This window comes from Haloferax prahovense (genome assembly GCF_000723845.1).
GTDB lineage: Archaea > Halobacteriota > Halobacteria > Halobacteriales > Haloferacaceae > Haloferax > Haloferax prahovense.
Window position 1 is genome coordinate 2,333,069 of the sequence record NZ_LK053000.1, and the last position, 25,538, is coordinate 2,358,606.

General features: G+C 67.8%; 27 protein-coding genes. 13 read left to right on the forward strand and 14 right to left on the reverse strand.

What is annotated here, in order from left to right; genetic code table 11:
* Nucleotides 1-91 precede the first annotated feature (91 nt).
* Complete coding sequence (locus tag BN984_RS11685; protein ID WP_049968297.1) at nucleotides 92-460, reverse strand: cupin domain-containing protein; 369 nt, start codon at nucleotides 458-460, stop codon at nucleotides 92-94.
* Nucleotides 461-600: 140 nt separating this feature from the next.
* Here BN984_RS11685 and BN984_RS11690 point away from each other — a divergent pair, with 140 nt between their 5' ends.
* Both BN984_RS11690 and BN984_RS11695 read left to right on the forward strand, forming a co-directional pair.
* Entirely contained in the window at nucleotides 601-1,074 is a 474-nt protein-coding gene (locus BN984_RS11690) for a DUF5793 family protein (RefSeq protein ID WP_008092612.1), read from the forward strand.
* Between the two features lie 124 nt (nucleotides 1,075-1,198).
* Nucleotides 1,199-1,825 (forward strand): uracil-DNA glycosylase family protein, encoded by a 627-nt coding sequence (locus tag BN984_RS11695; protein WP_049968298.1) that lies wholly within the window; start codon nucleotides 1,199-1,201, stop codon nucleotides 1,823-1,825.
* 410 nt (nucleotides 1,826-2,235) lie between these two features.
* On the opposite strand, the gene BN984_RS11700 is transcribed toward BN984_RS11695, so the two are convergent.
* Nucleotides 2,236-2,910, reverse strand: coding sequence for an MBL fold metallo-hydrolase (locus BN984_RS11700; protein WP_049968299.1), 675 nt, complete (start codon nucleotides 2,908-2,910; stop codon nucleotides 2,236-2,238).
* 62 nt (nucleotides 2,911-2,972) lie between these two features.
* A complete protein-coding gene (locus BN984_RS11705; protein WP_049968300.1) occupies nucleotides 2,973-4,130 on the reverse strand; it encodes a J domain-containing protein in 1,158 nt (385 codons plus the stop codon).
* 166 nt (nucleotides 4,131-4,296) lie between these two features.
* On the opposite strand from BN984_RS11705, the gene BN984_RS11710 reads away from it, so the two are divergent.
* Both BN984_RS11710 and BN984_RS11715 read left to right on the forward strand, forming a co-directional pair.
* Nucleotides 4,297-5,289, forward strand: a complete 993-nt coding sequence (locus BN984_RS11710) for an MBL fold metallo-hydrolase (RefSeq protein ID WP_008092623.1) — start codon at nucleotides 4,297-4,299, stop codon at nucleotides 5,287-5,289.
* A gap of 26 nt (nucleotides 5,290-5,315) precedes the next feature.
* Nucleotides 5,316-5,606: a DNA-directed RNA polymerase subunit L gene (locus BN984_RS11715; protein ID WP_004970976.1), complete on the forward strand. Its 291-nt coding sequence runs from the start codon at nucleotides 5,316-5,318 to the stop codon at nucleotides 5,604-5,606.
* Nucleotides 5,607-5,657: 51 nt separating this feature from the next.
* Here BN984_RS11715 and BN984_RS11720 read toward each other — a convergent pair whose 3' ends face one another.
* Both BN984_RS11720 and hisF read right to left on the reverse strand, forming a co-directional pair.
* Entirely contained in the window at nucleotides 5,658-6,218 is a 561-nt protein-coding gene (locus BN984_RS11720; RefSeq protein WP_049968301.1) for a DUF1684 domain-containing protein, read from the reverse strand.
* 132 nt (nucleotides 6,219-6,350) lie between these two features.
* Nucleotides 6,351-7,163, reverse strand: a complete 813-nt coding sequence (gene hisF, locus BN984_RS11725; protein ID WP_008092627.1) for an imidazole glycerol phosphate synthase subunit HisF — start codon at nucleotides 7,161-7,163, stop codon at nucleotides 6,351-6,353.
* A 190-nt stretch (nucleotides 7,164-7,353) separates the two neighbouring features.
* Between hisF and BN984_RS19770 the strand changes: the two genes are divergently transcribed.
* The 3 genes from BN984_RS19770 to BN984_RS11730 all read left to right on the forward strand — a co-directional run bounded on the left by BN984_RS19770 (nucleotide 7,354) and on the right by BN984_RS11730 (nucleotide 8,868).
* Entirely contained in the window at nucleotides 7,354-7,509 is a 156-nt protein-coding gene (locus tag BN984_RS19770) for a hypothetical protein (RefSeq protein ID WP_181950698.1), read from the forward strand.
* Nucleotides 7,510-7,636: 127 nt separating this feature from the next.
* Nucleotides 7,637-7,810: a DUF7550 family protein gene (locus tag BN984_RS19775; protein WP_162832764.1), complete on the forward strand. Its 174-nt coding sequence runs from the start codon at nucleotides 7,637-7,639 to the stop codon at nucleotides 7,808-7,810.
* Between the two features lie 86 nt (nucleotides 7,811-7,896).
* Nucleotides 7,897-8,868 (forward strand): quinone oxidoreductase family protein, encoded by a 972-nt coding sequence (locus BN984_RS11730; RefSeq protein ID WP_049968302.1) that lies wholly within the window; start codon nucleotides 7,897-7,899, stop codon nucleotides 8,866-8,868.
* A gap of 48 nt (nucleotides 8,869-8,916) precedes the next feature.
* Here BN984_RS11730 and purL read toward each other — a convergent pair whose 3' ends face one another.
* The gene (gene purL / locus BN984_RS11735; protein WP_049968303.1) at nucleotides 8,917-11,025 is read right to left on the reverse strand and encodes a phosphoribosylformylglycinamidine synthase subunit PurL; all 2,109 of its coding nucleotides are present in this window, start codon (nucleotides 11,023-11,025) and stop codon (nucleotides 8,917-8,919) included.
* Nucleotides 11,026-11,121: 96 nt separating this feature from the next.
* Nucleotides 11,122-11,556 (reverse strand): CBS domain-containing protein, encoded by a 435-nt coding sequence (locus BN984_RS11740; RefSeq protein WP_049913405.1) that lies wholly within the window; start codon nucleotides 11,554-11,556, stop codon nucleotides 11,122-11,124.
* 268 nt (nucleotides 11,557-11,824) lie between these two features.
* Here BN984_RS11740 and BN984_RS11745 point away from each other — a divergent pair, with 268 nt between their 5' ends.
* The gene (locus BN984_RS11745; RefSeq protein ID WP_004977563.1) at nucleotides 11,825-12,508 is read left to right on the forward strand and encodes a PHP domain-containing protein; all 684 of its coding nucleotides are present in this window, start codon (nucleotides 11,825-11,827) and stop codon (nucleotides 12,506-12,508) included.
* Nucleotides 12,508-13,599 carry an asparagine synthase C-terminal domain-containing protein gene (locus BN984_RS11750; protein WP_008092640.1) on the forward strand — a complete coding sequence of 364 codons (1,092 nt, stop codon included), beginning with the start codon at nucleotides 12,508-12,510 and terminating at the stop codon, nucleotides 13,597-13,599. The genes BN984_RS11745 and BN984_RS11750 overlap by 1 nt, the downstream gene beginning before the upstream one ends.
* 35 nt (nucleotides 13,600-13,634) lie before the next feature.
* Here BN984_RS11750 and BN984_RS11755 read toward each other — a convergent pair whose 3' ends face one another.
* Nucleotides 13,635-14,117, reverse strand: coding sequence for an NUDIX hydrolase (locus BN984_RS11755; protein WP_008092641.1), 483 nt, complete (start codon nucleotides 14,115-14,117; stop codon nucleotides 13,635-13,637).
* Nucleotides 14,118-14,213: 96 nt separating this feature from the next.
* Nucleotides 14,214-15,170: a transcription initiation factor IIB gene (locus BN984_RS11760; RefSeq protein ID WP_008092643.1), complete on the reverse strand. Its 957-nt coding sequence runs from the start codon at nucleotides 15,168-15,170 to the stop codon at nucleotides 14,214-14,216.
* A 262-nt stretch (nucleotides 15,171-15,432) separates the two neighbouring features.
* On the opposite strand from BN984_RS11760, the gene gatC reads away from it, so the two are divergent.
* Complete coding sequence (gatC, locus tag BN984_RS11765; protein ID WP_008092645.1) at nucleotides 15,433-15,711, forward strand: Asp-tRNA(Asn)/Glu-tRNA(Gln) amidotransferase subunit GatC; 279 nt, start codon at nucleotides 15,433-15,435, stop codon at nucleotides 15,709-15,711.
* A complete protein-coding gene (gatA, locus tag BN984_RS11770; protein ID WP_008092647.1) occupies nucleotides 15,712-16,983 on the forward strand; it encodes an Asp-tRNA(Asn)/Glu-tRNA(Gln) amidotransferase subunit GatA in 1,272 nt (423 codons plus the stop codon).
* A 78-nt stretch (nucleotides 16,984-17,061) separates the two neighbouring features.
* Here the strand turns inward: gatA and BN984_RS11775 are convergent, their stop codons facing one another.
* Complete coding sequence (locus tag BN984_RS11775) at nucleotides 17,062-17,724, reverse strand: potassium channel family protein (protein ID WP_008092649.1); 663 nt, start codon at nucleotides 17,722-17,724, stop codon at nucleotides 17,062-17,064.
* 89 nt (nucleotides 17,725-17,813) lie between these two features.
* The gene (locus tag BN984_RS11780) at nucleotides 17,814-19,199 is read right to left on the reverse strand and encodes an APC family permease (protein ID WP_049968620.1); all 1,386 of its coding nucleotides are present in this window, start codon (nucleotides 19,197-19,199) and stop codon (nucleotides 17,814-17,816) included.
* 274 nt (nucleotides 19,200-19,473) lie between these two features.
* Here BN984_RS11780 and BN984_RS11785 point away from each other — a divergent pair, with 274 nt between their 5' ends.
* Nucleotides 19,474-20,154: a potassium channel family protein gene (locus BN984_RS11785; RefSeq protein ID WP_008092653.1), complete on the forward strand. Its 681-nt coding sequence runs from the start codon at nucleotides 19,474-19,476 to the stop codon at nucleotides 20,152-20,154.
* Complete coding sequence (locus BN984_RS11790; RefSeq protein ID WP_008092655.1) at nucleotides 20,154-21,815, forward strand: TrkH family potassium uptake protein; 1,662 nt, start codon at nucleotides 20,154-20,156, stop codon at nucleotides 21,813-21,815. Before BN984_RS11785 ends, BN984_RS11790 begins: the two co-directional genes overlap by 1 nt.
* 34 nt (nucleotides 21,816-21,849) lie before the next feature.
* Here BN984_RS11790 and BN984_RS11795 read toward each other — a convergent pair whose 3' ends face one another.
* From BN984_RS11795 to BN984_RS11805, 3 genes are all read right to left on the reverse strand, one after another.
* Entirely contained in the window at nucleotides 21,850-23,454 is a 1,605-nt protein-coding gene (locus BN984_RS11795; protein ID WP_049968304.1) for a TrkH family potassium uptake protein, read from the reverse strand.
* Between the two features lie 117 nt (nucleotides 23,455-23,571).
* Nucleotides 23,572-24,909: a Trk system potassium transporter TrkA gene (gene trkA / locus BN984_RS11800; RefSeq protein ID WP_049968305.1), complete on the reverse strand. Its 1,338-nt coding sequence runs from the start codon at nucleotides 24,907-24,909 to the stop codon at nucleotides 23,572-23,574.
* An 85-nt stretch (nucleotides 24,910-24,994) separates the two neighbouring features.
* A complete protein-coding gene (locus tag BN984_RS11805) occupies nucleotides 24,995-25,531 on the reverse strand; it encodes a type II toxin-antitoxin system RatA family toxin (RefSeq protein WP_004977551.1) in 537 nt (178 codons plus the stop codon).
* Nucleotides 25,532-25,538 lie beyond the last annotated feature (7 nt).

A 25,538-nucleotide genomic window follows, 5' to 3' on the forward strand; every position in this document is an offset into this window, starting at 1 on the left:
ACAATCGCACGGGCTGACAGGTAAAAACTACCGACAGTAGAGGCGGGCCATCGCGGCGACGTGGCGGGAACGAACACGCCCGGTTGACCCCTCAGGAGAGCCGTTCGGGGTCGCCGTGAGTCAGGTCGCTCTCCTCGGCGTCGCCGGTGTTGAGCGTCTCGGTCGGCTCGACGAGGAGGACTTCGGTCGGTTCGAGCGCCACGGGCCGGTGTTCGACGCCGCGGGGGACCACGAGGAGGTCGCCCGACCCGAGTACCGCGTCGTCGCGGTCGCGGAACTCGATTCGAAGCCGCCCGTCGCGGACGAGGAACAACTCGTCAGTCTCGTCGTGGGTGTGGCAGACGAACTCGCCGTCGAGTTTCGCGACCTTCACCCCGTAGTCGTTCAGCTCCGCGGCGATTCTCGGGGCCCACGTCTCGTCGAACGACGCGAAGCTCTCGTCGAGGTTGACGGGTTCCATATGCGGTCCGCTCGCGGCGGCGGCCGATAACCGTTGTGCAGAGAGCGCGTCGAACCGGCGTAATCGGCCGGTTTCGACGTCGGAACGACGGTCCGGCGGCGTCACGTTAATAGGCCGCGCAGTACAACCAACAGTACGGAATGCGGCGTGACTACTTCGAACTCGATGTCCGCGATGTCGATTGGTACGAGGACGACGGCGACCCTCGCCAACCGACGGTATCTATCGACTTCTACGGCCCGGCCGAGGAGCTCCGGTCGCGGTTCCTCTCGACCAGCGGCGACGTGCTCGCCGCGGAGGAACTGGACGTCTCCTTTCGGCTGCAAGACTCCGTCGACGACTCGGACGCCCGAGGCGTCGTGAGCGTGACGGACCGGCTCACCGGCGACTACGTCCTCGAACTCAACGCTCGCGCCGACGACGTGTTGGACTTCATCCGCGCGGCCCGCGAGTACGGGCGCGCCGCGGGCGACGACGAGGGGCGCTACCGCGTCGACGTGGCCATCGAGGGCGACCACTTCGAGACCTTCGGGAAATCCACGTTCCTCGTCTACGACGGCGACGGGACGCTCCTGCGGAGCCAGAGCCTCATCCCCTCGGGCGTCGAACTCTGACCGAGGCCCTCGGCGGGGCGACCGCGCGGACGACGTTCCCTCTCGACGCGTCCCTCACGCTCGTTCGTGTACGATATCGGGGCGAACCACGTCTTCTTTACCGACCGCTCCCACAGAGAGTACCGTGAGAAACGTAACCGACCGCACGAGAAACCCGTTCGACATGCGACCGTCGTGTGACCGGTACGTCCCCGGCTACGGCGACGCCAACGCCGACTTCCACGTCATCGGCGACCACCCCGGCGTCCACGGGGGCGTCGAGACCGGCATCCCCTTTTCGGGGGAGGCGGGCGACAGACTGTTCCCGGCGCTCGAAGGCGGCGAGTTGCTGGCCGAGGCGGGCGACGAACCGACGGTGAACCGCACGTTCTTCTCGTATCTACACATGTGCGTGCCGGACGGGACGCCGTCGGCGGCCGACTACACCGACATGGAGCGCTTTTTCGACGCGGAACTCCGCGCCATCGCCGCCCACGTCCTCCTGCCGGTCGGTGCGGTGGCGACGAAGCACGTCCTGAACAACTACACGTCCGTCGGCTGGAAGACCGACGTCGACATGGAGGTGCTCCACGGGAAAGAACTCCGCGGGAGCGGCTTTCTCGTGTTGCCCATCAAGGACCCCGACGAGTGGGACGACGGCGACCACGACGAACTCGTCGCCGGCCTGCTGGAACTCCAGTCGACCGACTTCCGCCGCGAGTCAGACCTCGGTCGCTTCATGCCCGGAGCGGACCCGTACCTGGTCAGATAGCGTATTTTCCGCCGTATTCGACCGTCGTCCGCGGATTCGATAGATTCTTCACGATTCTGCCGTTCGTTCGTCCAGTAACAACCATGAAGGTTACGATATGTTCAGTTGATGCGCCCATATGGCTCACATAAGAGCATATTTATCCAGTCGTTCTGGAGGGCGTGGTTCTAATTGGCGATAACAAAGGACTTTTTACAACTAGTGTCCAACGTGGTGTTGACGCGCGTGGTTCGATTCACTTCCGCCGGGCGCGTCAGGCAGCTGTGAGACTGGTGCTCCTCACAGTGGCTTGGTCAGTCCGGGGACCTGCGCTCGGCCGCGGTCCCCGCTCTTAACTCAGACACGAGCGACAGCCCGGTTTCTCGCCGTCACGCGACCCGTCATACCTCTCGAGAGCGGTCGCTGTCGGATTAGAGCCTGTCCGCGAGTCGCTTCAGCGCGCCGTATCCGTACGCCGTGACCGGTTCGCCGTGTCCCATGGCGACCACGTCGACCGGCGGACAGCGCGCCGCGAACTCGCTGACGCTCCGCCTGTTCTCCGCGGCGTCGGTCGCGAGTACCCCCGGCAACAGCCCGAGGCTCCCGTTCGACTCGCGGACCATGTCGCCGACGAACGCGACGCCGTGGTCCTCGTGGACGAACGCGGTGTGGCCGGGAGTGTGTCCCGGCGTCCGATACGCGACGAAGTCGCCGAGCTCGTCGCCGTCGCGGACGACCTCCACGGGGTTCGTCGGTCGGTCGAGAAACGACGTGAGCACGCGCTGCGCCGCGCCCTTCGCCGACCGGAGCGACGGCTTCGACGCGCCCGTCAGGTGCGAGGCGTCCGGCTCGGCGAGGTGAATCGGCACGTCGTCGCGGAGGCTGAGCGAGGCGAGCGTCCCGACGTGGTCGAGGTCGAAGTGGGTCACGAGCACCCGGTCGATAGCGCCGGGGTCGAGGTCCACGCGGGCGAGACCGCGGAGGAGTCGGTCGCGATCCCGCGGCGTCCCGGCGTCCACGAGCACCGTCTCCGAGCCGTCGGAGACGAGGTACGCGTTCACGCCGCGGAGTCGGAACCGCCGGACCGAGTCGGTCGGGATGGCCATACCGAACCGTCGGACGCGAACGACAAAAATCGTGGGCGACGGCGACGCCGCGGTTCGAGACGTTACCGCGAGGCGAAGAGATACCGACCCGCGTCGACGACGAATCCGCCGGCTCCGAGGAGCGGACAGACGACGAATCCGAGGAGGTCGACCGTGACGGGTCGCCCGACGCCGACCGCGCCGGCCGCCACGAGCGCCAGCGGCACGGTCGCCGCGAGCGCGTAGAACCACGTGGTCCACGCGTGGCCGAACCGAGCGATGACAGCGGCGAGCGAGACGGCGAGCAGCGCCGCCGCGACCGGAAAGACGAGCACCGTCGGCGTCGCTGCCGCGGCTTGCAGGGCCGCGAGGCTCGGCAGCGACAGCGGCGACGACGCGAGGAGTCCAGCGGCGGGCGCGGCGGTGTCGAGCGACGCGAGCGCGGTCACGAATCCCGCGCCGTCGCCCGCGAGGAGCCACGCGAAGCCGCCGAGGTACGCGAGGAGCGCGAGGAGCGAGACGCCCCACCCGTACCAAAGCGGGTTCGTCGACCCGGACGCGGTCGCGGCCGCCGACTCGGACCCGCCGCGTTCGCGTTCGAACCGGCCGGTCGTCCCCGTCCGACCGGACTGCGAGTTTCGGGCGCGGGTGCGCGACGACCCGCCCGCGGTGGTCGACTGTGTGGAGCCCGTGGACCGCGACGAGGACGACGAGGAAGCCGACCCCGAGGTGCGCGACCGACTCGACCGACTCGACCGCGACGAACTCGCGTTCGAAGACGAAGACGACGCGCGTCCGGAACTCGACCGTCGGGAGGACGACGACCGGGACGACGAGGACGAAGAAGACGACCGACCGGAGGACGAAGAAGACGTCGTGGACGAAGACGACCGTTCGGTCGAGGACCGCGACGATGACGTCCGACTCGAAGTCGACCGACTGCCGGTTTCCGACCCGGAACCGTCGTTCTCTCCGGCTTTCCCGGGGTATTTGAACTTCGTCAGGCCGTCGAGCCGTTTCTCGACGTACGTCCCGTGACCCATCCGGTCGTAGTCGGCGCGCTCGGCGTCGTCGGTGAGGACTTCGTAGGCCTTCCGGACGACGGTGAACTGCGCAGTCGCTCGCTCGTCGTCGTTGACGTCGGGGTGGTACTCCCGAGCGCGCTGACGAAAGGCCTGCTTTATCTCCGCCGTCTCGGCGTCGCGTTCGACCCCGAGGAGTTCGTAGAAGTCCACCGGCATTCGACGTGCGATTCGATGCAACGCCGGCTTTTGAATGTACCGGGCGTTCGCCGGCAAGCCGGGCCGTCAACGGACCGACCGACGGCGACCGCCCGACAAACCGCGGGACGCTAGGCCCTCCGAGACCATTCGGAATAATCATGAACCTCGGCGGCCAGGTGGCCGCATGGAACGGATACGGCTGGGTAACACCGTCTTCGAGGGCTTGAACAACGCCTACCTCCTCCCCGGCGACCGGCCGACGCTGGTCGACGCCGGCGTCGCGACCGACTCGGTCCGCCGAGACCTCCGCGAGGGACTCGACGCGGCCGGCTACGGGGTCGCCGACCTCGAAGCAATCGTCCTCACCCACTGGCACGCCGACCACGCCGGTCTCGCGGGCGAACTCCAGACCGAAAGCGGCGCGCCGGTGTACGTCCACGCCGACGACGCGGGCATCGTCGCGGGCGACCCAGACGCTATCGCGGCCGAGCGCGAGATTCGCGAGCGCCGCTTCGGGGAGTGGCGTATTCCCGAGGAACCGCTCGCCGAAGTGACCGCGTTCCTCGACGGCCACGACGACCTCCGGGGCGACCGGGTCGACGTGACGCCCGTCGAGGACGGCGACCGCATCGCCGCCGGCGACGGCGACCTCGAAGTCGTCCACCTCCCCGGCCACGCCGCGGGGCTGAGCGCCTTCGCCTTCGACGGCGAGCGCGGCCGCGAGGCGTTCGTCGGCGACGCGATTCTCCCGAAGTACACCCCGAACGTCGGCGGCGCGGACCTCCGGGTCGACCGCCCGCTCGAAACCTACCTCGACAGCCTCGCGCGCCTCGTCGACCTCGACTTCGCGCAGGCGTGGCCCGGCCACCGCGACCCCATCGACGACCCCGCCGGCCGGGCGCGCGTCATCGCCGAGCACCACCGCGAGCGCACCGAGCGCGTCGTCTCGGTCCTCGACGAACACGGCCCGGCCGACGCGTGGACCGTGAGCGCGCGCCTGTTCGGCGACCTCTCGGCCATCCACATTCTCCACGGCCCCGGCGAGGCGTTCGCCCACTTGGACCACCTCGTCGCCGAGGGCGTCGTCGCGGCCCCAGACGGCGACGGGCGGTACGAACTCCTCGACGCGGACCCGGACTTCGACGAACTGGTCGCGGTCCCCGAGACGAAACGTTAAAACGCCGCTGGAGGGAACGGAGAGCCATGGAACTGCGGGTCATCGACAAGACCGACGAGGAACTCCGCATCGAAATCGGCGGCGAGGACCACACCTTCATGAACGTCCTGAAGGGCGAACTCCTCCAGACCGACACCGTCACGGCCGCGACCTACGACGTGAACCCCGAGCAGTCCGGCGGACAGACGGACCCCGTCCTCTCTATCAAGACGGAACCCGGCGTCGACCCCCTCGACGCGCTCGCGGAGGCCGCTCGCGGCGTCCAGCGCACCGCCGACGATTTCACCGACGCCTACCGCGCCGGTATCGACGCGTAATCTGCGGGTTCTCTCTCGTTTCGCTCCGACCGTGAGCGGTGCGTTTCTCGGTCATTCGCCTCCGCCGCCCGGGCCTTCGTAGTCCTTCTCGCCGGCTTCGATACGGACTTCGAGCCAGTTCTCCATCGGGACGAGCGGACACTCGTAGCGCGGGGAGTAGGCGCAAAACGGGTTGTACGCGTCGTTGAAGTCGACGACCCACCGGCCGTCGTCGGTCCGGTCCGCGGCTTCGAGGTCGAGGTAGCGGCCGGCCCCGTAGGTCTCCTCGGTGTTCGTCTCGTCGCGGAAGGGAACCCACAGGCGGTCCTCGTCGGCGTCGGCGTGGTAGGCGTCGAGGGAGTGCGTCTCGCCACCGACCTCGAACTCGAAGCGACCCCACGCGAGGTACTCGCGCTCGCCGTCGGTGGTGGTGCCGATGGTGATGCGCTCGGGGTCGTCGTACGCCCGGAGTTCGAGTTCGAACCGGAGGTCGGGGTCGGGGTCGAAGTAGTCGAGGCCGTCGAAAAACTCCCGCTGGTCCGGCGGAATCGGCGAGTTGCGGTCCGCGGCGAGATAGCGGTCCTTCTCTTCGCGGTGTGTGCGGAGGGCTTCGAGCCACGCGTCGTCGGTCATCTCGGGTCGAGATACGGTGCGCCGGCGGGTTAAGATTAGTTCCGACTGCGCGGGGGGCGCACGACCGGCGGGCGGGGCCGGCGGCGGGCGCGAAAAGAGGGACGAAGAGAGACGGAGAAGGGACGTGGACGTTTACAGTCGAACCGGCACGTCGCGCTCGTCGAGGTACTCCTTGACGTCCCGAATGGTGTACTCGTCGAAGTGGAAGATGGAGGCGGCGAGACCGGCGTCCGCGCCGGCCTCGGTGAAGACCTCGTACATGTCTTCAGGGCCGCCACAGCCGGAGGAGGCGATGACGGGGGTCGAGACGCTGTCGCAGACGGCCTTCGTCAGCGGGATGTCGTAGCCGTCTTTCGTCCCGTCGGCGTCGATGGAGTTGATGAACAGCTCGCCCGCGCCGCGCGATTCGGCCTCGCGGGCCCACTCGACCACGTCGACGCCGGTTCCCTCGCGGCCGCCTTTGACCGTACACTCGAACCAGCAGGACTCGCCGTCGACCTCGACGTAGTGCTCGCCATCCTCGTCGTAGCGCCGCCGGGCGTCTACCGAGATGACGATGCACTGACTCCCGAAGGAGCGCGCGCCTTCCTCGATGAGGTCGGGGTTCTGGAGCGCCGCGGTGTTGATAGAGACCTTGTCCGCGCCGGCGCGGAGCGTCTCTTTGATGTCGTCGCGGGTGCGGATGCCGCCGCCGACGGTCAGCGGGATGAACACCTCGTCTGCGACCTTCGAGACGGTGTCGAGCATCGTCTCGCGCCCCTCCGCGGAGGCGGTGATGTCGAGGAAGACGAACTCGTCCGCGCCCGCCTCGTTGTACAGTTTGGCCATTTCGACCGGGTCGCCCGTGTACTTCAGGTCCTCGAAGTTGACGCCGGTGTAGACGGCCGGGTTCCCGTCCTCGTCGAGGTCGACGTCGATACAGGGGATGATGCGCTTCGTGAGCATTCGCTACCGAATCGTTGGCGAAAGAGCCGTTTCACCGTTTCGACTACGGCAGGTGGTGGGCGGAATTCCGACCACCTCGCCGAGTCGCCCGGTGACCGCGAGACTGAGCCGGTTCCCTCGCCGTCCCCCGCGGCAGAGCCACCTTGATGTCCCGTCCGTGAGAACCACGACGCGGGTTCCAGTTCGAACGATGGCGGATTCAGCCGAGCTACTCAGCCTGCTGGTGGTCGTCGAGTTCGTGGTGATGGCCGCGATAGTGGCGCTTCTGGTCCCGCTCGACGCCGCGATTCCGTTCCTCCCGCTCGCGCTCGCGTTTCTGGTCGTGCTGTATCTGTCCCGAACCTGACCGTGCTGCTCCGGTCCTGCCCCGTCCGGCGAGGCGTTCTCCCGCGACTGGCTGCCGACTCGCGGGCCGCGCCGTCCGCGGACGACGGTTAGGTGCGTTTTTGTACCGCGAACCCGTCGCCCCGCGTATGAGCGACGACCACGACCACGGCGACCACGGACACGACGACCACCACGCGGACGAGGACGCCCGCGTCACCTCCCCGATGCAGGACTTCTCGATGAGTCAGGTCACGACCGGTATCCTCGTTCTCGTCGTCGGCCTCGTCGTCGTGTTCGGCCTCCCGCTGGCGCTGGCGTAAGCGCGCTCGGGGACCCCCAGAACCGGCAATTTGTACGAACTTCCGCGTTCTCTCCGCTTTTACGACACCCGGCGCTACGACTCGGCGTGAAATCTATCGTCGTCACCGAGTACGGGAGTTCCGACAGCCTCGAACTGCGAGAGACCGAGACGCCCGAGCCGGGACCGGGCGAGGTCCGCATCGCCGTCGAGGCCGCCGGCATCAACTTCGCCGACATCATGCAGCGGCGCGGGACCTACCGAGACGGCCCGGCACCGCCGTATACGCCGGGGATGGAGGCCGCAGGAACCATCGACGCGGTCGGCGACGGCGTCGACCGCGAGGTCGGCGAGCGCGTCGTCGCCATGACCGGCGGCGGGGCGTACGCCGAGTACGTCACCACGCCGGCCCCGACGCTGTTCGACGTCCCCGAGTCGATGTCGTTCGCCGAGGCCGCCGGCTTCCCCGTCCAGTTCCTCACCGCGTACAACTGCCTCCACGAGTGGGGCGACCTCGCCGACGACGAGCGCGTGCTGATTCAGGCGGCCGCCGGCGGCGTCGGCACCGCGGCGGTCCAACTCGCCTCCCACGCCGGCGTCGAGACGTTCGGCACGGCCAGCACCGAGGAGAAACTCGACCTCGCGGCCGACCTCGGACTCGACCACGGCATCCAGTACACCGAAGCGGACTTCCGCGAGGTCGTCGCCGACGAGACCGACGGCGCGGGCGTCGACCTCGTCCTCGACGGCGTCGGCGGCGAGACGTTCCGGCGCAGTCTGGACGCCCTCGCCGACTTCGGCCGACTCGTCACCTACGGGGCGGCGTCCGGCGACGCGGCCGAGGCGGACCCGACGCGCCTGCTGTTCGAGAACAAGTCGGTCATCGGCTTCCACCTCGGAAGCGCCATGCAGCAGCGCCCCGAGTCGATTCTCGGCGCGGTGCCGGAACTATCCGAACTGCTCGCCGCGGGCGAACTCGACGTGGTCGTCGGCGAGACGTTCGCCCTCGAAGACGCCGCGGCGGCCCACGAGTACATCGAAGCCAGAAAGAGCAGCGGGAAAGTCGTCCTCGAACCGTAACGGAAGCGGCGTGACGCGGCACCGCGCCTTTTCAGTTTAGCTTTCGGTTCAGTCGAGTTCGCGAGCCAGCACGTCGCGCAGGTCGGCGATGTCGGCCGCGTCGTAGGCGGCCTCGTCGCCGTCGACCGCGACCGAGAGCGTCGCGTCGTCGGTCGTCGTTCCGAGTTCGACCACGGGCACGTCGCCCGCGAGGTCGCGGAGCGCGGCCTCGTCGGTCGTCTCGACGACGACGCGACCGGGCGTCTCCTCGAACAGCGAGACGTAGTCGTCGACGGACACGTCCGCGCCGACCTCGTCTGTGACCATCTCGGCCAGCGCGACCGCGAGGCCGCCGTGGCTCACGTCGTGGACCGCGACCGTGGCGTCGTCCGCGGCGACGGCCTGAATCGTCTCGACCGCCGTCGCGGCGTCGGCGTCCTCGGGGAGCGCCGGGAAGGCGTCGGAGCCGCCGGCGTGTTCGAGGACCGCCGAGCCGCCGAGTGCCCCGCCGGAGTGGCCGACGAGAAACAGGTCGCCCTCGCCCGAGAGCGAGAGGCCGGGCGAGGAGCCGTCGGCCTTACCCACCATCGCCAACGTCGGCGTCGGCGGAATCGGGCCGGAGACGGAGTCGTTGTACAGCGAGACGTTGCCGCCGACGACCGGGACCGAAAGCGCCCGGCACATGTCGGCGAGGCCGTCGACGATGCCCTTGAAGCCGCCGTACACGTCGGGCTTCTCGGGGTTGCCGCCGTTGAGGCAGTCGACGGTCGCGAGGGGCGACGCGCCTTTCGCGGCGAGGTTGGTCGCGTTCTCGAAGGCGACCGCGCGCGCGCCGTCGTAGGGCGCGGCGGTCGTCCAGTTGGGGTCCGCGCCGCCGGTGAACGCGAGTTTCGTGTCGGCCTCGGGCACGTCGAGGAGCGCCGCGTCGTCGCCGGGGCGTCGGGCGGTCCGCAGGCCGACCTCGTGGTCGTACTGGCGGTAGACCCAGCGCTTCGACGCCGTGTTGGGGTCGGAGACGACCGCCTCGAACGCCTCGGAGAGGTCGAACGCGGGTAGGTCGCGCGCCGCCGACTCGGGTTCGACCGAGTCGAGGTCGTTCATCGGTGCGCCCTCAGCGAGGAACTCCGGCGGCACGTCGACGACGGGTTCGCCGTCGAAGGTACAGACGTAGTTGCCCTCGGCGACCTCGCCGATGACGGCGCTGCCGAGGTCGAAGCGCGCGGCGAGTTCCTGCACGCGCTCGACGTTCTCGGGGGTCACCTCGTAGCACATGCGCTCTTGGGACTCCGAGAGGAGAATCTCGAAGGCGTTCATGTTCGGCTCGCGCTGGTGGACCTTCTCGAGGTCGATTTCCGCGCCGAAACCGCCCTTGGCGACGAGTTCGGAGGACGCGCCGCCGAGACCGGCGGCCCCGAGGTCGCGGGCGGACTCGACGAGGTCCTCGTCGATGAGCGCCTCGTTGCACTCGATGAGCAGTTTCTCCGTGTAGGGGTCGCCGACCTGCACCGCGGGCCGGTCTTCGGTTTCGGCGTCCTCCGCGAGGTCCTCGCTGGCGAAGGACGCGCCGCCGAGACCGTCGCGGCCGGTCGAACTGCCGACGAGAACGAGTTTGTTGCCGGCCTTCTGCGCTTCGGCCGTGACGAGGCGATCGGCCGAGAGGAGGCCGACGCAGGCGACGTTGACGAGCGGATTGCCCTCGTAGTTCTCGTGGAACGAGGTCGAGCCGGTCACGGTCGGGACACCGATGGCGTTGCCGTAGTCGGCGATGCCCTCGACGACGCCGTCGAGGAGGTACCGCGAGTGCTCGCGGTCGAAGTCGCCGAAGTAGAGGCAGTCGGCCAGCGCGATGGGGTATGCGCCCATCGAGAGGGTGTCGCGGACGATGCCGCCGACGCCCGTGGCCGCGCCGTCGTAGGGGTCGACGTAGGAGGGGTGGTTGTGGCTCTCGATACCGAGCGTGATGTAGGTGTCGTCGTCCAGAGCGACGACCGCGGCGTCGTCACCGGGACCGATGACGACCTGGTCGCCCTCCGAGTCGAACGCCGACAGAAGCGGGCGAGACGACCGGTAGGCGCAGTGTTCGCTCCAGAGGTTTTCGAAGAGTATCTCCTCGGCCGGCGTCGGGTCTCGACCGAGTTCGGCGACGACGAGGTCGCGGTCCGCGTCGGAAAGCGTCATTCACTGGTATGGTCAGAACGCACATTGTAAACCCTTTCTATGTGCACGAACGTGCGTAAAATGTGGTCGGAGCCGCCGTCGTCGCCCGCATCCGACTCACGCGGGCGTGTACGGCGGCGACTCGGCGCGGATTATCTCCGTCAGCTCGTGCATCTCGTCTTGGAGCAACACGAGCAGGTCGTCCATCGTGACGATACCCGTCAGCCTGCCGCCGTCGGTTATCGGCGCGCGCCGGACGCCGTGTTCCCGCATCTGCCGGAACAGGTCGAAGACGCCCACGTCGGCGTCGACGGTGAACGGTCGCTCGGTCATCGCGTCTCTCGCCGTCATCCCGTTCGTGTCGCCGCCGGCGGCGACGCACTTGAGCGCGATGTCTCGGTCAGTCACGATACCCTGTATGTCGTCGCCGTCCGCGACGACGACCGAACCGACCTTTCGGTCCTCCATCAGCTTCGCTAGCTCTCGAATCGGCGTGTCTTCCCTCGCTGTCACCAGTTCGTCTCTCGGTCGTGCGATGTCTCGTACGGTCATCTCTCTCACCCGGTGGAGCCGCGCGGTGCGGGTGCGCCACCGTCCGTGGAGTTCGTCGCCCGCGATATTATTTCTGTATTCTTACATTTCGACCAGTTTTGGCGGTATGTCGGCGCGCGCGGAGTGTCTGCGGACGCGGACGGTCTCTCGCGTCGGCGTCATCAACGGGCGGCGTGCCCGATACCCCACCGGAAACCGTGCGTGAGGTACACACGCCAATCACACCGGGACCGGGGCGCTTTTTTAGCCTCCATCGTTAGGAGACGGTGTGTTATCGGTCGAGTTGCACTCGCATTCGTCTCTGTCCTACGACGGGCGGGACCCAATCGAGTACCTCCTCGAACAGGCGGTCGCGGTCGGCTTGGATGCCCTCGCCGTGACCGACCACGACGAGATAGACGCCAGCCTCGAAGCCGCGGAACTCGCGGCCGACTACGGACTGGTCGGCATCCCCGGGATGGAAGTCACCTGCGCCGCGGGCCACGTCCTCGCGCTCGGTGTCGAGGAACTGATTCCAGCGGGGTTGTCGTACGACGAGACGCTCGACCGCATCCACGACGCCGGCGGTATCGCCGTCGTCCCGCACCCCTTCCAGAAGTCGCGTCACGGCGTCGCTCCGCACATCTCCAGCGCGCAACTCGCCAGCGCCGACGCCATCGAAATCTACAACTCGCGGCTCCTCACCGGCATCGCAAACCAGCGCGCCGAGCGGTTCGCCAAGCGGCGGAACCTCCCGATGACGGCCGGGAGCGACGCTCACATCGCGGAGATGGTCGGACAGGCCGTCACCGAGGTCGGCACCGACACCCGAAGCGCGGACGCCATCCTCTCGGCCGTCGCCGAGGGGCGAACCAGCGTCGTCGGCAACAAGACCCCGTGGCGCATCTCGTTCCGGCAGGCCGCGGGCGGCGCGACCCGACGCCTGAAACACGCCCTGACGGACCTCTTTTGATGCGCGGCGCTTCCCCCGACCTCGTCCGACGCGCCCTCGCCGAGCGCGACCCGCTCCCCGGAACCGCGGGCTTCGCGGGCGAACTCGACGGCCGACTCGTCCGCGACGTGCTCGGTCGTCAGCCCCTCTTCACCGAACGCGACGACCCAGAGCGGTGGTCGTTCGACCACCGCGACCTCGACGACCCGGTCGCCGTCCCCGCCGGTCACGCCCGCGAGACGGCCGGTGAAGCCGCCGGCGACGACGAACGCGTCTGGTCGCTCCCCGACCCGCCGGCAGCCACCGACCGCGACGCCGCGCTCGAGCGCGTCCGCGACGCGGTCTTCGATTCGGTTCGGTCGGTCGACGACGACGGTCTCGCCGTGGCCTTCTCGGGCGGCGTCGACTCCGCGGTCGTCGCGGCCGGCGTGCCTGACACCCCCTGTTACGTCGCCGGCTTCGAGGGCTCCCACGACGTCGCCGCCGCCCGCGAGGCCGCCGCCGCGATGGACCGCGACCTCGCCGTTGTCGAACTCACTCACGAGGCGCTCGAACGCGCCGTTCCGGAAATCGTCGCCGCGCTCGGGCGGACGAACCCGATGGACGTGCAAATCGTCCTCCCGCTGTATCTACTCGCTGAGCAAGTCGCCGAAGACGGCTACGACCGCCTCGCGGTCGGGCAGGGCGCGGACGAACTGTTCGGCGGCTACGCCAAAGTCCAGAAGGCTCCCGACGACCCGCGCGTCGAGGCCGAAACCGTCCGCGGGGCCGCCCGCGAGATGATTCTCACGCTCCCCGACCAGCTCGAACGCGACCTGCTCGTCCTCCGCGCCGCCGGGGTCGAGCCCGTCGCGCCGTTGCTCCACGACCGCGTAGTCTCGGCGGCGCTCCCGCTTCCCGGCGCGTTACTCGTCGACGGCGACCGGCGGAAGGTCGCGCTCAGGGAGGCCGCGAGCGGCGTGCTCCCCGAGTCGGTCGCGGAAGCGGACAAGAAGGCGGTCCAGTACGGGACCTACGCCTCGCGCGAACTCGACCGGCTCGCGCGACAGGCGGGGTTCAAGCGACGGATGGAGAACCACGTCCAGCGGTACGTCGAATCGCTCGTGGAGTAGGCCGGGTCCTGTCGGTCTCGTCGCCTCTGTTCGACTCAGTTTTCGGTTTCGTCGCCGCGTACGACCTCGATGGCCTCCAGGGCGAACTGCACCGTGTCGGGGTCGAGGTCGCTCTCGCGGAGGTCCGACTCGTCGTACCACGACCAGACCTCGGGGTCGGCCTCGCCCGACGCGGGGTCGATGTCGCGGGAGTCCACGCGGGCGTAGAAGATGTGGTCGATGTGCTGGTGGCCGACCGAGCCGTCGCCGTGGACGTTGATGTCGTAGAGCATCTGCTGGCGGGGTTGTGGGAGCGCCCGACCGTCGGGCGCGGGGACGGTCGGCGTGTCGTCGACGAGTTCCGGGTCGAGGCCCGTCTCCTCGCGGACCTCGCGCAGGCCGGCCTCGTGGGGGAGTTCGTCGCGGTCGACGTGGCCGCCCGGCGGGATGCGGATGCCGAGGCGCTCGTGTCGGTGGAGGGCCACCGCGCCGTCGTTGACGATGTACACGGTCGAGGTGAAGTGTCGCGTCGTCTCCATGGCTGTGGCTCCGGAGCGAACGGCATGGCTGTTGCGAAACGAGACGAAACGAAGCGGAGCGAGACGCGGCGGCGCGAACCGAGCGGCCCGGCCGGGTTAGGGCAGTTGGACCTGCTCTTCGGCTTCGAGGAGTTCGTGGTAGCGGTTGCGGATGGTGACTTCCGAGATGTTGGCGACCTCGGAGACCTCGTTTTGCGTCACCTTCTCGTTGGTGAGAAGCGAGGCCGCGTAGACGGCGGCGGCGGCGAGGCCGACCGGCGACTTGCCGGAGTGGACACCCTGTTCTTTGGCGTTCTTCAAGAGTTGGCGCGCGCGTCGCTCGGACTCGTCGGAGAGGCCGAGTTCGCTGGCGAACCGCGGGACGTACTGCTCGGGGTCGGCGGGCTTGATTTCGAGCTTCAGCTCGCGGACGACGTAGCGGTAGGTGCGGGCGATTTCGTCCTTCTCGACGCGCGAGACGCTCGTAATCTCGTCGAGCGACCGCGGGGTGTCGGCCATGCGAGCGGCGGCGTACAGCGCCGACGTGGCGACGCCCTCGATGGAGCGGCCGGGGAGCAGGTCGTCGTCGAGCGCGCGGCGATAGATGACCGAGGCGGTCTCGCGGACGTTGTCCGGGAGGCCGAGCGCGGAGGCCATGCGGTCGATTTCGCCGAGCGCCTGCTTGAGGTTGCGCTCCTTGGAGTCGCGGGTGCGGAACCGCTCGTTCCACGTGCGAAGTCGCTGCATCTTCTCGCGTTGGCGGGACGACAGCGAGCGCCCGTAGGCGTCTTTGTTCTGCCAGCCGATGTTGGTCGACAGCCCCTTGTCGTGCATCATGTTCGTCGTCGGCGCGCCGACGCGGGACTTCTGGTCTTTCTCCGAGGAGTTGAACGCGCGCCACTCGGGGCCGTGGTCTATCTCGTTTTCCTCCACGACGAGGCCGCAGTCCTCGCAGACCGTCTCGCCGTGTTCGGAGTCGGCGACGAGACTCTCCGAGCCGCACTCGGGACACGAGCGCGTCTGCTCCCGCTCAGCGTCGGTCTGTTCGGTATCTTTCGTATTCTCATTGCGCACGCGCGCGTTGCCGGTCGTGAAACGTCGGACACTTTCTGTCATTTGTGTGCGAGAGAAGCAACTGGGAACGGTCGTTCTCCGTCTATTCGTATCGACCCTCGTTACTTATATCTGACGGCGGCAGAAGGACGGAATGGGCTGAGTTCGCACGGTCAATCTCGGCCGCCTCGTCGGTGGCCTCGACCGGGCGGGTCCGCACCGGGGACCGGACGAAACGACCCACACCGAAACTCTTACTCCCGGTCTCCGTCACCTCCGATACATGAGCGATACGCCCGTCGACGCCGACGAGGTTCGACACGTCGCCGAGTTGGCGCGGGTCGACCTCGACGAGGACGAGGTTGAGGAGTTCGCGGCGCAGTTCGCGGACATCCTCGGCTACTTCGACGCCCTCGACGAGGTCCCCGAAGTCGACCGCGAGGACGAACTGGTGAACGTGATGCGCCCCGACGAGGTCCGCGACGGCCTCTCCCAAGAGGAGGCGCTCTCGAACGCCGCAGAGACCGAAGACGGCTTCTTCAAGGGCCCGCGGGTGTCGTAGATGTCGCTGAACGCCTTCATCACGAAAGAGACGCTCGACGGCTCCGACGACGGCCCGCTGGCCGGCAAGACGGTCGCCGTCAAGGACAACATCTCCACGGAGGGGCTGCGGACGACCTGCGGCTCCGCGATGCTCGAAGACTACGTCCCGCCGTACGACGCGACCGTCGTCGAACTCCTGAAGGGCGCCGGCGCGACCATCGTCGGCAAGGCCAACATGGACGAGTTCGGCATGGGGACGACGACCGAGACCTCGGCGTTCGGCCCGACGAAGAACCCCGTCGACGAGTCCCGCGTCCCCGGCGGCTCCTCCGGTGGCTCCGCGGCCGCCGTCGCCGCCGGCGAGGCCGACCTCGCGCTCGGCACCGATACGGGTGGCTCCATCCGTTGTCCCGCCGCGTTCTGCGGCGTCGTCGGCATCAAGCCGACCTACGGCCTCGTCTCGCGGTACGGCCTCGTCGCCTACGCGAACTCCCTCGAACAGATCGGCCCCATCGCGCCGACCGTCGAGGACGCCGCCGCGCTCCTCGACGTCATCGCCGGCCCCGACGACCGAGACGGCACGACCCGCGACGCCGGTGCCGACTCGAACTACGCCGCGGCCGCCGACGGCGACGTGGACGGTCTCACCATCGGCGTCCCGACCGAGTTCGTCGAGGGCGCGGACGAGGGCGTCGAAGCGGCGTTCTGGGCCGCGCTCGACGAACTCGAAGCGCAGGGCGCGGAGTACCGCGAGGTCAGCATGCCCTCCGTCGAGAAGGCCGTCGCCGCCTACTACGTCATCGCCATGTCCGAGGCGTCGTCGAACCTCGCCCGCTTCGACGGGGTCCGCTACGGCAAGTCCGGCGGTTACGACGGCAACTGGAACGAGGCGTTCGCCCGCGCTCGCGAAGACGGCTTCGGCTCCGAGGTCAAGCGCCGCATCCTCCTCGGCACGTACGCCCTCTCTGCGGGCTACCACGACAAGTACTACGCGAAGGCCCAGGACGCCCGCGCGTGGGTCAAACAGGACTTCGACGAGGCGTTCGAGGACGTGGACGTGGTCGCGTCGCCGACGATGCCGGTCCCGCCGTTCGAACTCGGCGAGAGCCTCGACGACCCGCTGCAGATGTACCTCGCCGACGCGAACACCGTGCCGGTGAACCTCGCGAACCTCCCCGCCATCTCGGTGCCGGCGGGCGAGACCGACGGTCTCCCGGTCGGCCTCCAGCTCATCGGCCCGAAGTTCGGCGAGGAGACCATCGTCCGCGCCGCGTCCGCGGTCGAGAACTAACACGGGCACGACTTTTCACGGCACCGAGCGCCGATCGAGTCGCTCGGTTCCGCGTCGTCGGTCGTCGTCGTCGGTGGACTATCCTCGAAACAGATTCATCACTTCGTCGGCCACGTCCGACTCGACGCCGAGCACGTAGCGGTGACCGGCTTCGAGGACGGTGTCGGGGCCGCCGATTCGGTTCCCCTGATAGTCGACGATGATGAGACTCCCCTGTGGGAGTCGAACCTCGTCGAGTCGCTTGCCGGCGACGGGCGCGTCTTCGGCGACTTCGACCTCCACGATTTCGACGTTGCCACCGATGTCTTCGATAGTTCGAACGCCGCCGTTCGCGATTTCGTTGGTCGCCGCCCGCGCGCCGAGTCGCTCTGGGAAGACGAGTCCGTCCACGAACTCCTCGTAGAGTTCGTCCGGCGTCCCGGTGATTCGCATGACGGTCCGAACGTCCGACATCCGCTGAGCGGCCAGGCAGATGGCGAAATTGGTCGACTCGTCGTCGGTGAGTGCGGCCACCACGTCGCTCCGCTCGGGTTGGGCCTGTCTGAGTATCTCCGGGCGGGAGGCGTCCCCCTCGATGACGGTGGCGATGTACTTGTCGGCGACGTCCGGGATTCGGTCCGGGTCCGCTTCGACGATGACCACGTCGTGGCCCCGGTCGGAGAGGAGTTCGGCCGTCCGAAGGCCCAACTCTCCCCCGCCGGCGACGACGACGCGTAAATCGTGTGTTACTGGGTCGGGCATGCGTGTGAATTGGTGTCGGCGTGTAGTAGTCGTCTCGGTGTGGTGTTTCGTCGGCGGGTAGTCTTCGGACTCTCGGGTCGATTCGTCGGTCAGTCGTCGGCTCCCTCCGCCGGGTCAATCGGCTCCGGCTCCTGAATCTCGGGTGGTCCCGCCGGGCCGACGTCGTCGCGCCTCGACAAGAGGAGGTAGACGCCGCCGCCGACGACGAGCCAGCCGATGGCCAGCACCCAGGTGAACCAGTCGATAAAGAGGGCCAAAAGCACGTTACAGACGATGCCGAGGACCGGAGTGACGGGGTACAGCGGCACTTCGAAAGGTCGCTGTAGGTTCGGCTGTCGCCGCCGAAGCCGAATCAACGCGTAGTTGACGATGATGAACCCCAGAAGCGAGAACAGACTCGCCAGATTCCCGACGATGCGGATGGGAACGACGAGGACGGCGACGAGCATCACCACGGCCGACGCGAGAATGGCGACGAGCGGTGTCCCGTACCGGTGGTGGAACCGGCCGAGGCGGGCGGGCAACTGTCGTTCGCGGCCCATGGCGAACGCCACTCGCGACGACCCGATGACGACCGCGTTGAGCGCCGAGATGGTCGAAAAGACCGCCCCGAAGGCGATGAGCGCCGCGCCCGTTCCGACGATCGGGAACGTCGGCATGAAACCCTCCGCCGCCTGCGCGATTGCCGTCTCGCCCGCGCCGGCGAGCCCGTCCGCGCCGAGCGTCCCGATGGCGACGAAGACGACGAACAGGTAGACGACCACGGTGACGGCGACCGAGAGGAGGATTGCCCGCGGGATGTTTACCTGCGGGTTCTCGACTTCCTCGGTGACGGTGGCGATGAGGTCGTATCCCTGAAACGCGATGAACGTCAGCCCCATCGCGGGGAGGACCGACAGCGCTCCCTCGGTGAAAAGCGGGTCGAACTCCCCCGCGTCCGCAGCCGTGAGACCGAACGCGACGAACACGCCGAGGATGGCGATTTTGAGTAGCGTGATGGCTGTCTCGCCCCGTCCCGAGGCTTCCGTCGAGAGGGCGTTGAGCGCCACGAGCGTCACGACGGCCCCGAGCGCGTACAGGACCGGCGGCCCCGGAAGGGTGTAGCCGTAGATGTGCCCGAACTCGACGAAGTTCGAGGCGAACCCGAGCGCGTACAGCGACCCCGCAATCATGTACGTGAACCACCGCGTCCACCCCATGACGAAGGCGACGGGTGCGGAAAACACCTCACGGACGTACGCGTACCCGCCGCCGTTTCGCGGAATCGCGGCCGCGAGCTCGGCGTACGAAAGCGCCGTGAAGGTCGTCACGCCGCCGTTGAGGGCGAACGCGACGATGGCCGCCGGGCCGGAGATCTCGACTGCGAGCCCCGTCAACACGAAGATTCCCGCGCCGATCATCGCGCCGATTCCGACCATCGTCGCGTCGAGCAGACTGAGACTCACCGTCGGTTCGCGCCCGCCAGAGTGACTCACGGGTCGACCCTCGCTTGGTCGCGGGACCGACTGGCTGGGGCCGTCATGTGTCCACATATACCATATCTGTTGATAAATATCCGGTCCACCACCCCGACCGAGACGCCATAGACGCGCGTTCGGGCTGGACAAACGCTCAGTTTATCATCCAGTAGGGTGACCGAACACGCGTCGACGCCGAGTTCGGTAGCTGTTTGCGCGGAAAGTTCTCGTTTGAACAACGAAACGACATGCCGACAGATTTTCCACCAGCCGATGCGCACGCCGGAACGTCATGTACATCATCGTCGTCGGTGCGGGCAACATCGGCACGCCGCTCATCGAAATCGCCACCGAGGGCGGCAACGAGGTCGTCGTCGTCGAGCGCGACGAGGCGAAGGCCGAGGCGGCCGCCGCGACGTTCGACTGTCTCGTCCTCAACGACGACGCCACGGTCAAACAGACGCTCGACGAGGCCGGTGCGGACCGCGCCGACGCCATCATCACGACGACGGACAAGGACGCGACCAACATCATGGTCTGCCTCCTGGCGAAGGAACTCAACATCCCCGACATCGTCTCCGTCGTCCACAACCCCGAGCACATGAGCCTCTACCGTCAAATCGGCGTCAACACGATGGAGAACCCCCAGCGACTCATCGCGGAGTACCTCTACCGGGCGGTCAAACGCCCCTCCATCGTCGATTACATGCGCATCGGCGAGCACGCCGAAGTGTTCGAAATCCGCGTCGACGAGGACGCGCCGATAACGGGGATGACGATTCAGGAGGCGGCCCAGGAGAACCTCCTCGACGGCGACACCCTCATCGTCGCTATCGAGCGCGAGGGCGACGACGACCCCGTGACGCCCCGCGGAAACACGACCATCGGCGCGGGTGACCTCCTGACGGTCTACTCCGCGAAGGGCGCGACGCCCGACGTGACCGACGTGTTCGGCCACTACGAGGACCACTGATGCCCCGCCGCGGACGAACCGTCTCGGGATGGCCCGCCGACCTCGCGGTCATCGGGCGCGACGTGGGCTCGCTCCTCGCCATGGAGTCGGCGCTGATGACCGCGTCGGTCCTCGTCGCGGTCGGCTTCGGCGAGTGGTACGCCGCCATCGCGTTCCTCGTCGCCGGGGGCGCGACGGCGTTCGTCGGGCTGGGCGCGCGGAAGGCGTTCGAAGACGCCCCCGCGCCCCGCATGAAACACGGGATGATAATCGCCGCCGCGGGCTGGTTCGCCACCGCCGCCTTCGGGTCGCTTCCCTTCTTCCTCACGGCGCACTTCGCCCCGCAGAGCGTGTTCACGGCGCTCGTTCCCGCCGGGGTCGACTACGCCCAGTCGAGCCTCGTCTACTTCCGCGACCCCTTACACGCCCTGTTCGAGAGCATGAGCGGGTGGACCGGCAGCGGCCTCACCATGGGCATCCACGAACCGTCGCTCCCGCGGACGATTCAGTGGTGGCGCTCGCTCATCCAGTGGGTCGGCGGCGTGGGCGTCATCGTCCTCACGGTCTCCATCCTCTCGCGGCCCGGCAGCGGGAGCTACGCGCTCTACCGCGGCGAGGCCAGAGAGGAGAAGATTCACCCGAGCGTCGTCTCGACGGTTCGGACGGTGTGGAAGATTTTCGTCGCCTACACGCTCTTCTCGGTGGTCGTCCTCTTTTTCGCCATCCGCGCCAGCGACTACGGGGCCGCGCTCCCGCTGTGGGAAGTCGCGTGGCAGGCGCTCAACCACGCGATGACCGGCCTGTCGACCGGCGGGTTCGCCGTCACCGACGGCTCCATCGGGACGTACGACTCGCCGCTCATCGAGACGGTGCTGCTCCCCATCATGGCGCTGGGGGCAATCGCCTTCCCCGTCCACTACGCCATCCTGAAGAACCGCGACATCGACCGCCTCTGGGGCGACCTCCAGACGCGCTGGCTTCTCGTCCTCTTCGCGGTCGGCGCGGTCGCGCTGGCCGTCCAGAACCTCGTCAGTCTCCCCGCGACCGCGGGGTCCGCGTTCGTCGCGACCGCCGACTACTTCGGCCTCTCGGGCGTCGTCGGCGGGCCGGAGTCGGACGCCGTCCGCGACGCCGCGTTCCACTGGGTGAGTGCGCTCACCTGCACCGGCTTTCAGGCCGCGCCGCTCGGCGAGTGGTCAGACGGCGGGAAGATTCTGCTGTCGGGGGCGATGACCCTCGGCGGGGCCGCCGGGTCGACCGTCGGCGGCATCAAAATCATCCGCGGTTACACCATCTCCCGCGGCATCCGCTGGCAGTTCTCCCGCGTCTTCCTCCCCGAGAGCGCGATTGTCAACATCGAGATGAACGGCCGCCGACTCTCGCGGACCGAGATGGACCGCGAGTTCTCCGAGGCGGCCATCGTCTCGATGCTCTGGCTGCTGCTGCTCGTCGGGTCGAGCGTCCTCCTCGTGAACCTCGCCGGGCCGGAGTTCACCTACGCCGACGCGCTGTTCGAAGTCGCGTCCGCGCAGGGGAACGTCGGCATCTCGACGGGCATCACCGGCCCGTGGATGAATCCGTGGGCGGAGACGATGTTCCTCTTTAACATGTGGGTCGGCCGCCTCGAAATCATCCCGGTGTTGGTGTTCGCTCGCTCGGTCATCTACGGGTTGAACCCCTGACGAAAAACGGGCACTGACTTCTGTTTTTCCGGCGCTATCGCCGCCAGTACTCCGGCGTGAAGATGACCAACACGGGGAGAATCTCCAGTCGCCCCACCCACATGAGAAGCACCATGTACAGTTTCGAGCCGTTGGAGAAGTCGAGATAGCTCCCCATCGGACCGACGACGCCGAAGCCCGGCCCGACGTTCCCGAGGGTCGCGGCGACGGCGCTCATGGTCTCGAGGATGCTCACGTCGAAGCCGGTTCGCGCGGCGTCGAGGTGGAGCAGACCGGTCGAGACGAAAAAGAGCACGAGGTACAGGAGCGTGAAGGCGTAGATGCCGCGGATGGCCCGTTCGTCGACCGCGCGGCCCGCGAGCCTGACCGGGCGGACCGCCTCGGGGTGGGCCGTCGTGAACAGCTCTCGGCGGAGCGATTTCACGATGACGTACCAGCGGACGATTTTGACCGCGCCGCCGGTCGAGCCGCCGGAGCCGCCGATGAACATCGCGAACAGCAGGACGTACTGCGCCGGCGCGCTCCACGCGTTGAAGTCGATGCTGGCGTAGCCGGTCGTCGTGACGATGGAGACGACCTGGAACACCGACTGGCGGACCGCGGGTTCGACGTTGCCGATGATGGCCGTGCGGATACCTTCGAGGTAGAGTTGGTCGTAGGTCTCGCCCGCGGGCGCGACGGACATGAGCCCGTCGCCGAGGAAGAGAATTCCGGCGAGGATGGCCGAGATGACGCCGATGACGCCGAGGTACGACTTGAACTCGGTGTCGCGGAACAGTCGCTTCGGGTCGCCCGTGAGGACGTGCCAGAAGAGCGCGAAGTTGGTCCCGGCGGCGACCATGAAGGGGACGACGACCCACTGCGCGGCCGCCGAAAACGCCTCGATGCTGCGGGCCTCCGGCGAGAACCCGCCGGTCGGCATCGTCGTCAGCCCGTGGGCGATGGCGTTGTACACGTCCATGTTCGGGGCGTTACCGGTGACGTGCAGGCCGTAGAGGAGGACGATTTCGAGGACCGTGAGGCCGAGGTACGCGCCCCAGAGCGCGCGGGCCGTCTCGGCGATGCGCGGGGTGAGCTTCTCGATGCCGGGGCCGGGCGCTTCCGCGTCCATCAGCTGTGCACCACCCACGGAGAGTTCGGGGAGGATGGCGACCGCGAGGACGACGATACCCATCCCACCGAGCCACTGGGTGAGCTGTCGCCACATCATGATTCCGCGGGTGTGGGAGTTAAACGAGATGTCGCCGAGCACCGTCGCCCCGGTCGTGGTGAAGCCGCTCATCGTCTCGAACAGCGCGTTCACCGGGTTGCCGAGGGTCGATTCGGGGTGGATGGGAGACGCGACGAAGGGGATGCCGTGGGCCTCGATGAGAAACGGAATCGCACCGACTATCGTGACGGCCAACCACGTCACCGCGACCATCAGGAACCCCTCGCGGGCCCCGATGTCGGGGTCGTCGGCGAGCCGTTCGAGCCCCGCGCCGACGAGGACCGTGACGGCCATCGTGACGACGAACGGGAGCACCGACTCGCCGTAGTACAGCGCGACCACGAGCGGGAAACAAAGGGGGACCGCGAGATACTTCAGGACGGTCCCCACGAGACGCAGGCTGGCTCTGTAATCGACCCGCAATTTCATCCGTGGACTAACGTACCGAGCGCCGGGTTCTTCCCTGTTCGGGTTCGCGGTCGGGCGCGCGACGGCGTGACGGGGTCGAGTTTTCGGCGCAGAACGGGGGCTGTGCGGCGGACCGACCTACAGATTGGGTGTCACGTCGTCGATGACGCAGCTATCGACGAAGACGACGACGTGGTCGCCGGGTTCGATGACGGTGTCACCGCGGGGGGTGATGAACTCGCGGCGGCGGGTTATCGCGCCGATGACGACGCCTTCGGGGAGCGTCGCGACCGACTCCCGAATCGGCTTGCCCGCGAGGACGCTCTCGGCGTCCACCTCGATTTCGAGAACCTCTGCCTTGTCAGACTCGATGAGCGCGACGTTCTCCGCGCCGCCCTCGTGGGTGAACCGCGTTATCTCTTCGGCGACGACCTCGCGGGGGCTGACGCCCACGTCGACGCCGACGGCCTCGAACAGCTCCACGTACGGCGTCGTGTCGATGACGGCGACGGTGCGTTCGACGCCGAGGCGGGCGGCGAGCAGCGACACGAGCAGGTTCTTCTCGTCGGAGTCGAGCGCCGAGACGAGCAGGTCGGCGTCGCCGATGTACTCGCGTTCGAGGAAGTCCACGTCCGTCGCGTCGCTCTCCATGACGATGGTCCCCGGAAGCATCTCCGCGAGTTCGCGGGCGCGCTCCGCGTCGTGCTCGATGAGTCTGGGCTTGAAGCCGCGCTCTTCGAGCAGGCGGGCGACGTGGTAGCCGATTTCGCTCCCGCCGACGATGACGACTTCCTCGGCGGTTCCCGGCGGTTCGTCCGGGGAGACGGAACTGGCGAACCCTTGGACGCTCTTGGGGCTGCCGATGACGACGACGCGGTCGCCGGGGCCGATGACGGAGTCCCCGCGGGGGATGGTGACCTCGCCGTTGCGGAGGATGGCCGCGAAGGTCAGCGAGTCGAACCGGTCGGCCTCGCTCACGGTCTGGTTGGCGACGGGGCTCTCCTCGTCGACTTCGAACTCGGCCATCTGGACCTGCCCGCCCGCGAAGGGGTCCACGTCGCGGGCGGCGGGGAGGCCGACGACGCGGACGATGGACTCCGCGGCGAGCAGGTTCGTACAGACCATGAAGTCGATGCCGAACGCCTTCTCAGAGCGCTGCCACGTCCGGAGGTACTCCGTGTTCTTGACGCGGGCGATGGTGAAGGCGTCCGAGATGGCCTTGGCGGTCGCGCAGGCGACGATGTTCGTCTCGTCGTCGTCGGTCGAGGCGATGACCATGTCGGCGCGCTCCACGTCGGCCTCTTCGAGCGTGTCCACGGAGGTTCCGTCGCCGTGGAGCGCCAGCACGTCGAGCGAGTAGTTCAGTTCGTCGACGCGCTCCGGGTCGCAGTCGATGACGACGACCTCGTGGGTCTCGTCGAGGTCGGCCGCGATGGACGACCCGACCTGTCCGGCACCGATGATTATCACGCGCACCAGAGACCAGCCCCTGTCATACCCCTGAGTTGGACTGCGGGCGCGTATGTGCATTTCCCTTCTCGAATCTCCCGCTCATCGTCTCTCACGGCCCCGGTTTCGCGTGTATCGTGAGTTCAACGCGCCGCGGCCGCCCCTCGATGTCGGCGACGATTCGTTCGACGATTCGCTCGGCCTCCTTCTGGAGCACCGGTCGGAGTTTGTCGATGACCCAGCCCAGCGAGACGAACCGCGGGAGGTCGATGTCGCCCGCGGAGACGCTGTCGGGGTCGTACTCGACCTCGAAGAAGACGCGACAGGCGGTGTCGGCGTCCGACGGGGCCCCGTCGGGCAGGTCGTCGAGCTCCTCCACCCGCCAGCGGCCGACGGCGTGGACGTCCTTGGTGATTGTCCAGTCGATGCGCGTCGGCGGGGTGACGTCCGTCACCTTCGACTCGGCGGTGTAGGTGAGCTTCCACCACGAAAAGTACAGGGCGTACCGCGTGCCCGGAGACCCGTCGCCCGACTGTCGCACGTCTCGCAGGTGCTTCGAGTAGTCGGCGTACCGCGGGAAGTCCACGAGGAACTCGTATATCTCCTCGGGGGGCAGGTAGACGACGGTGCTGACGGCTATCTCGTCCACGAGCGTC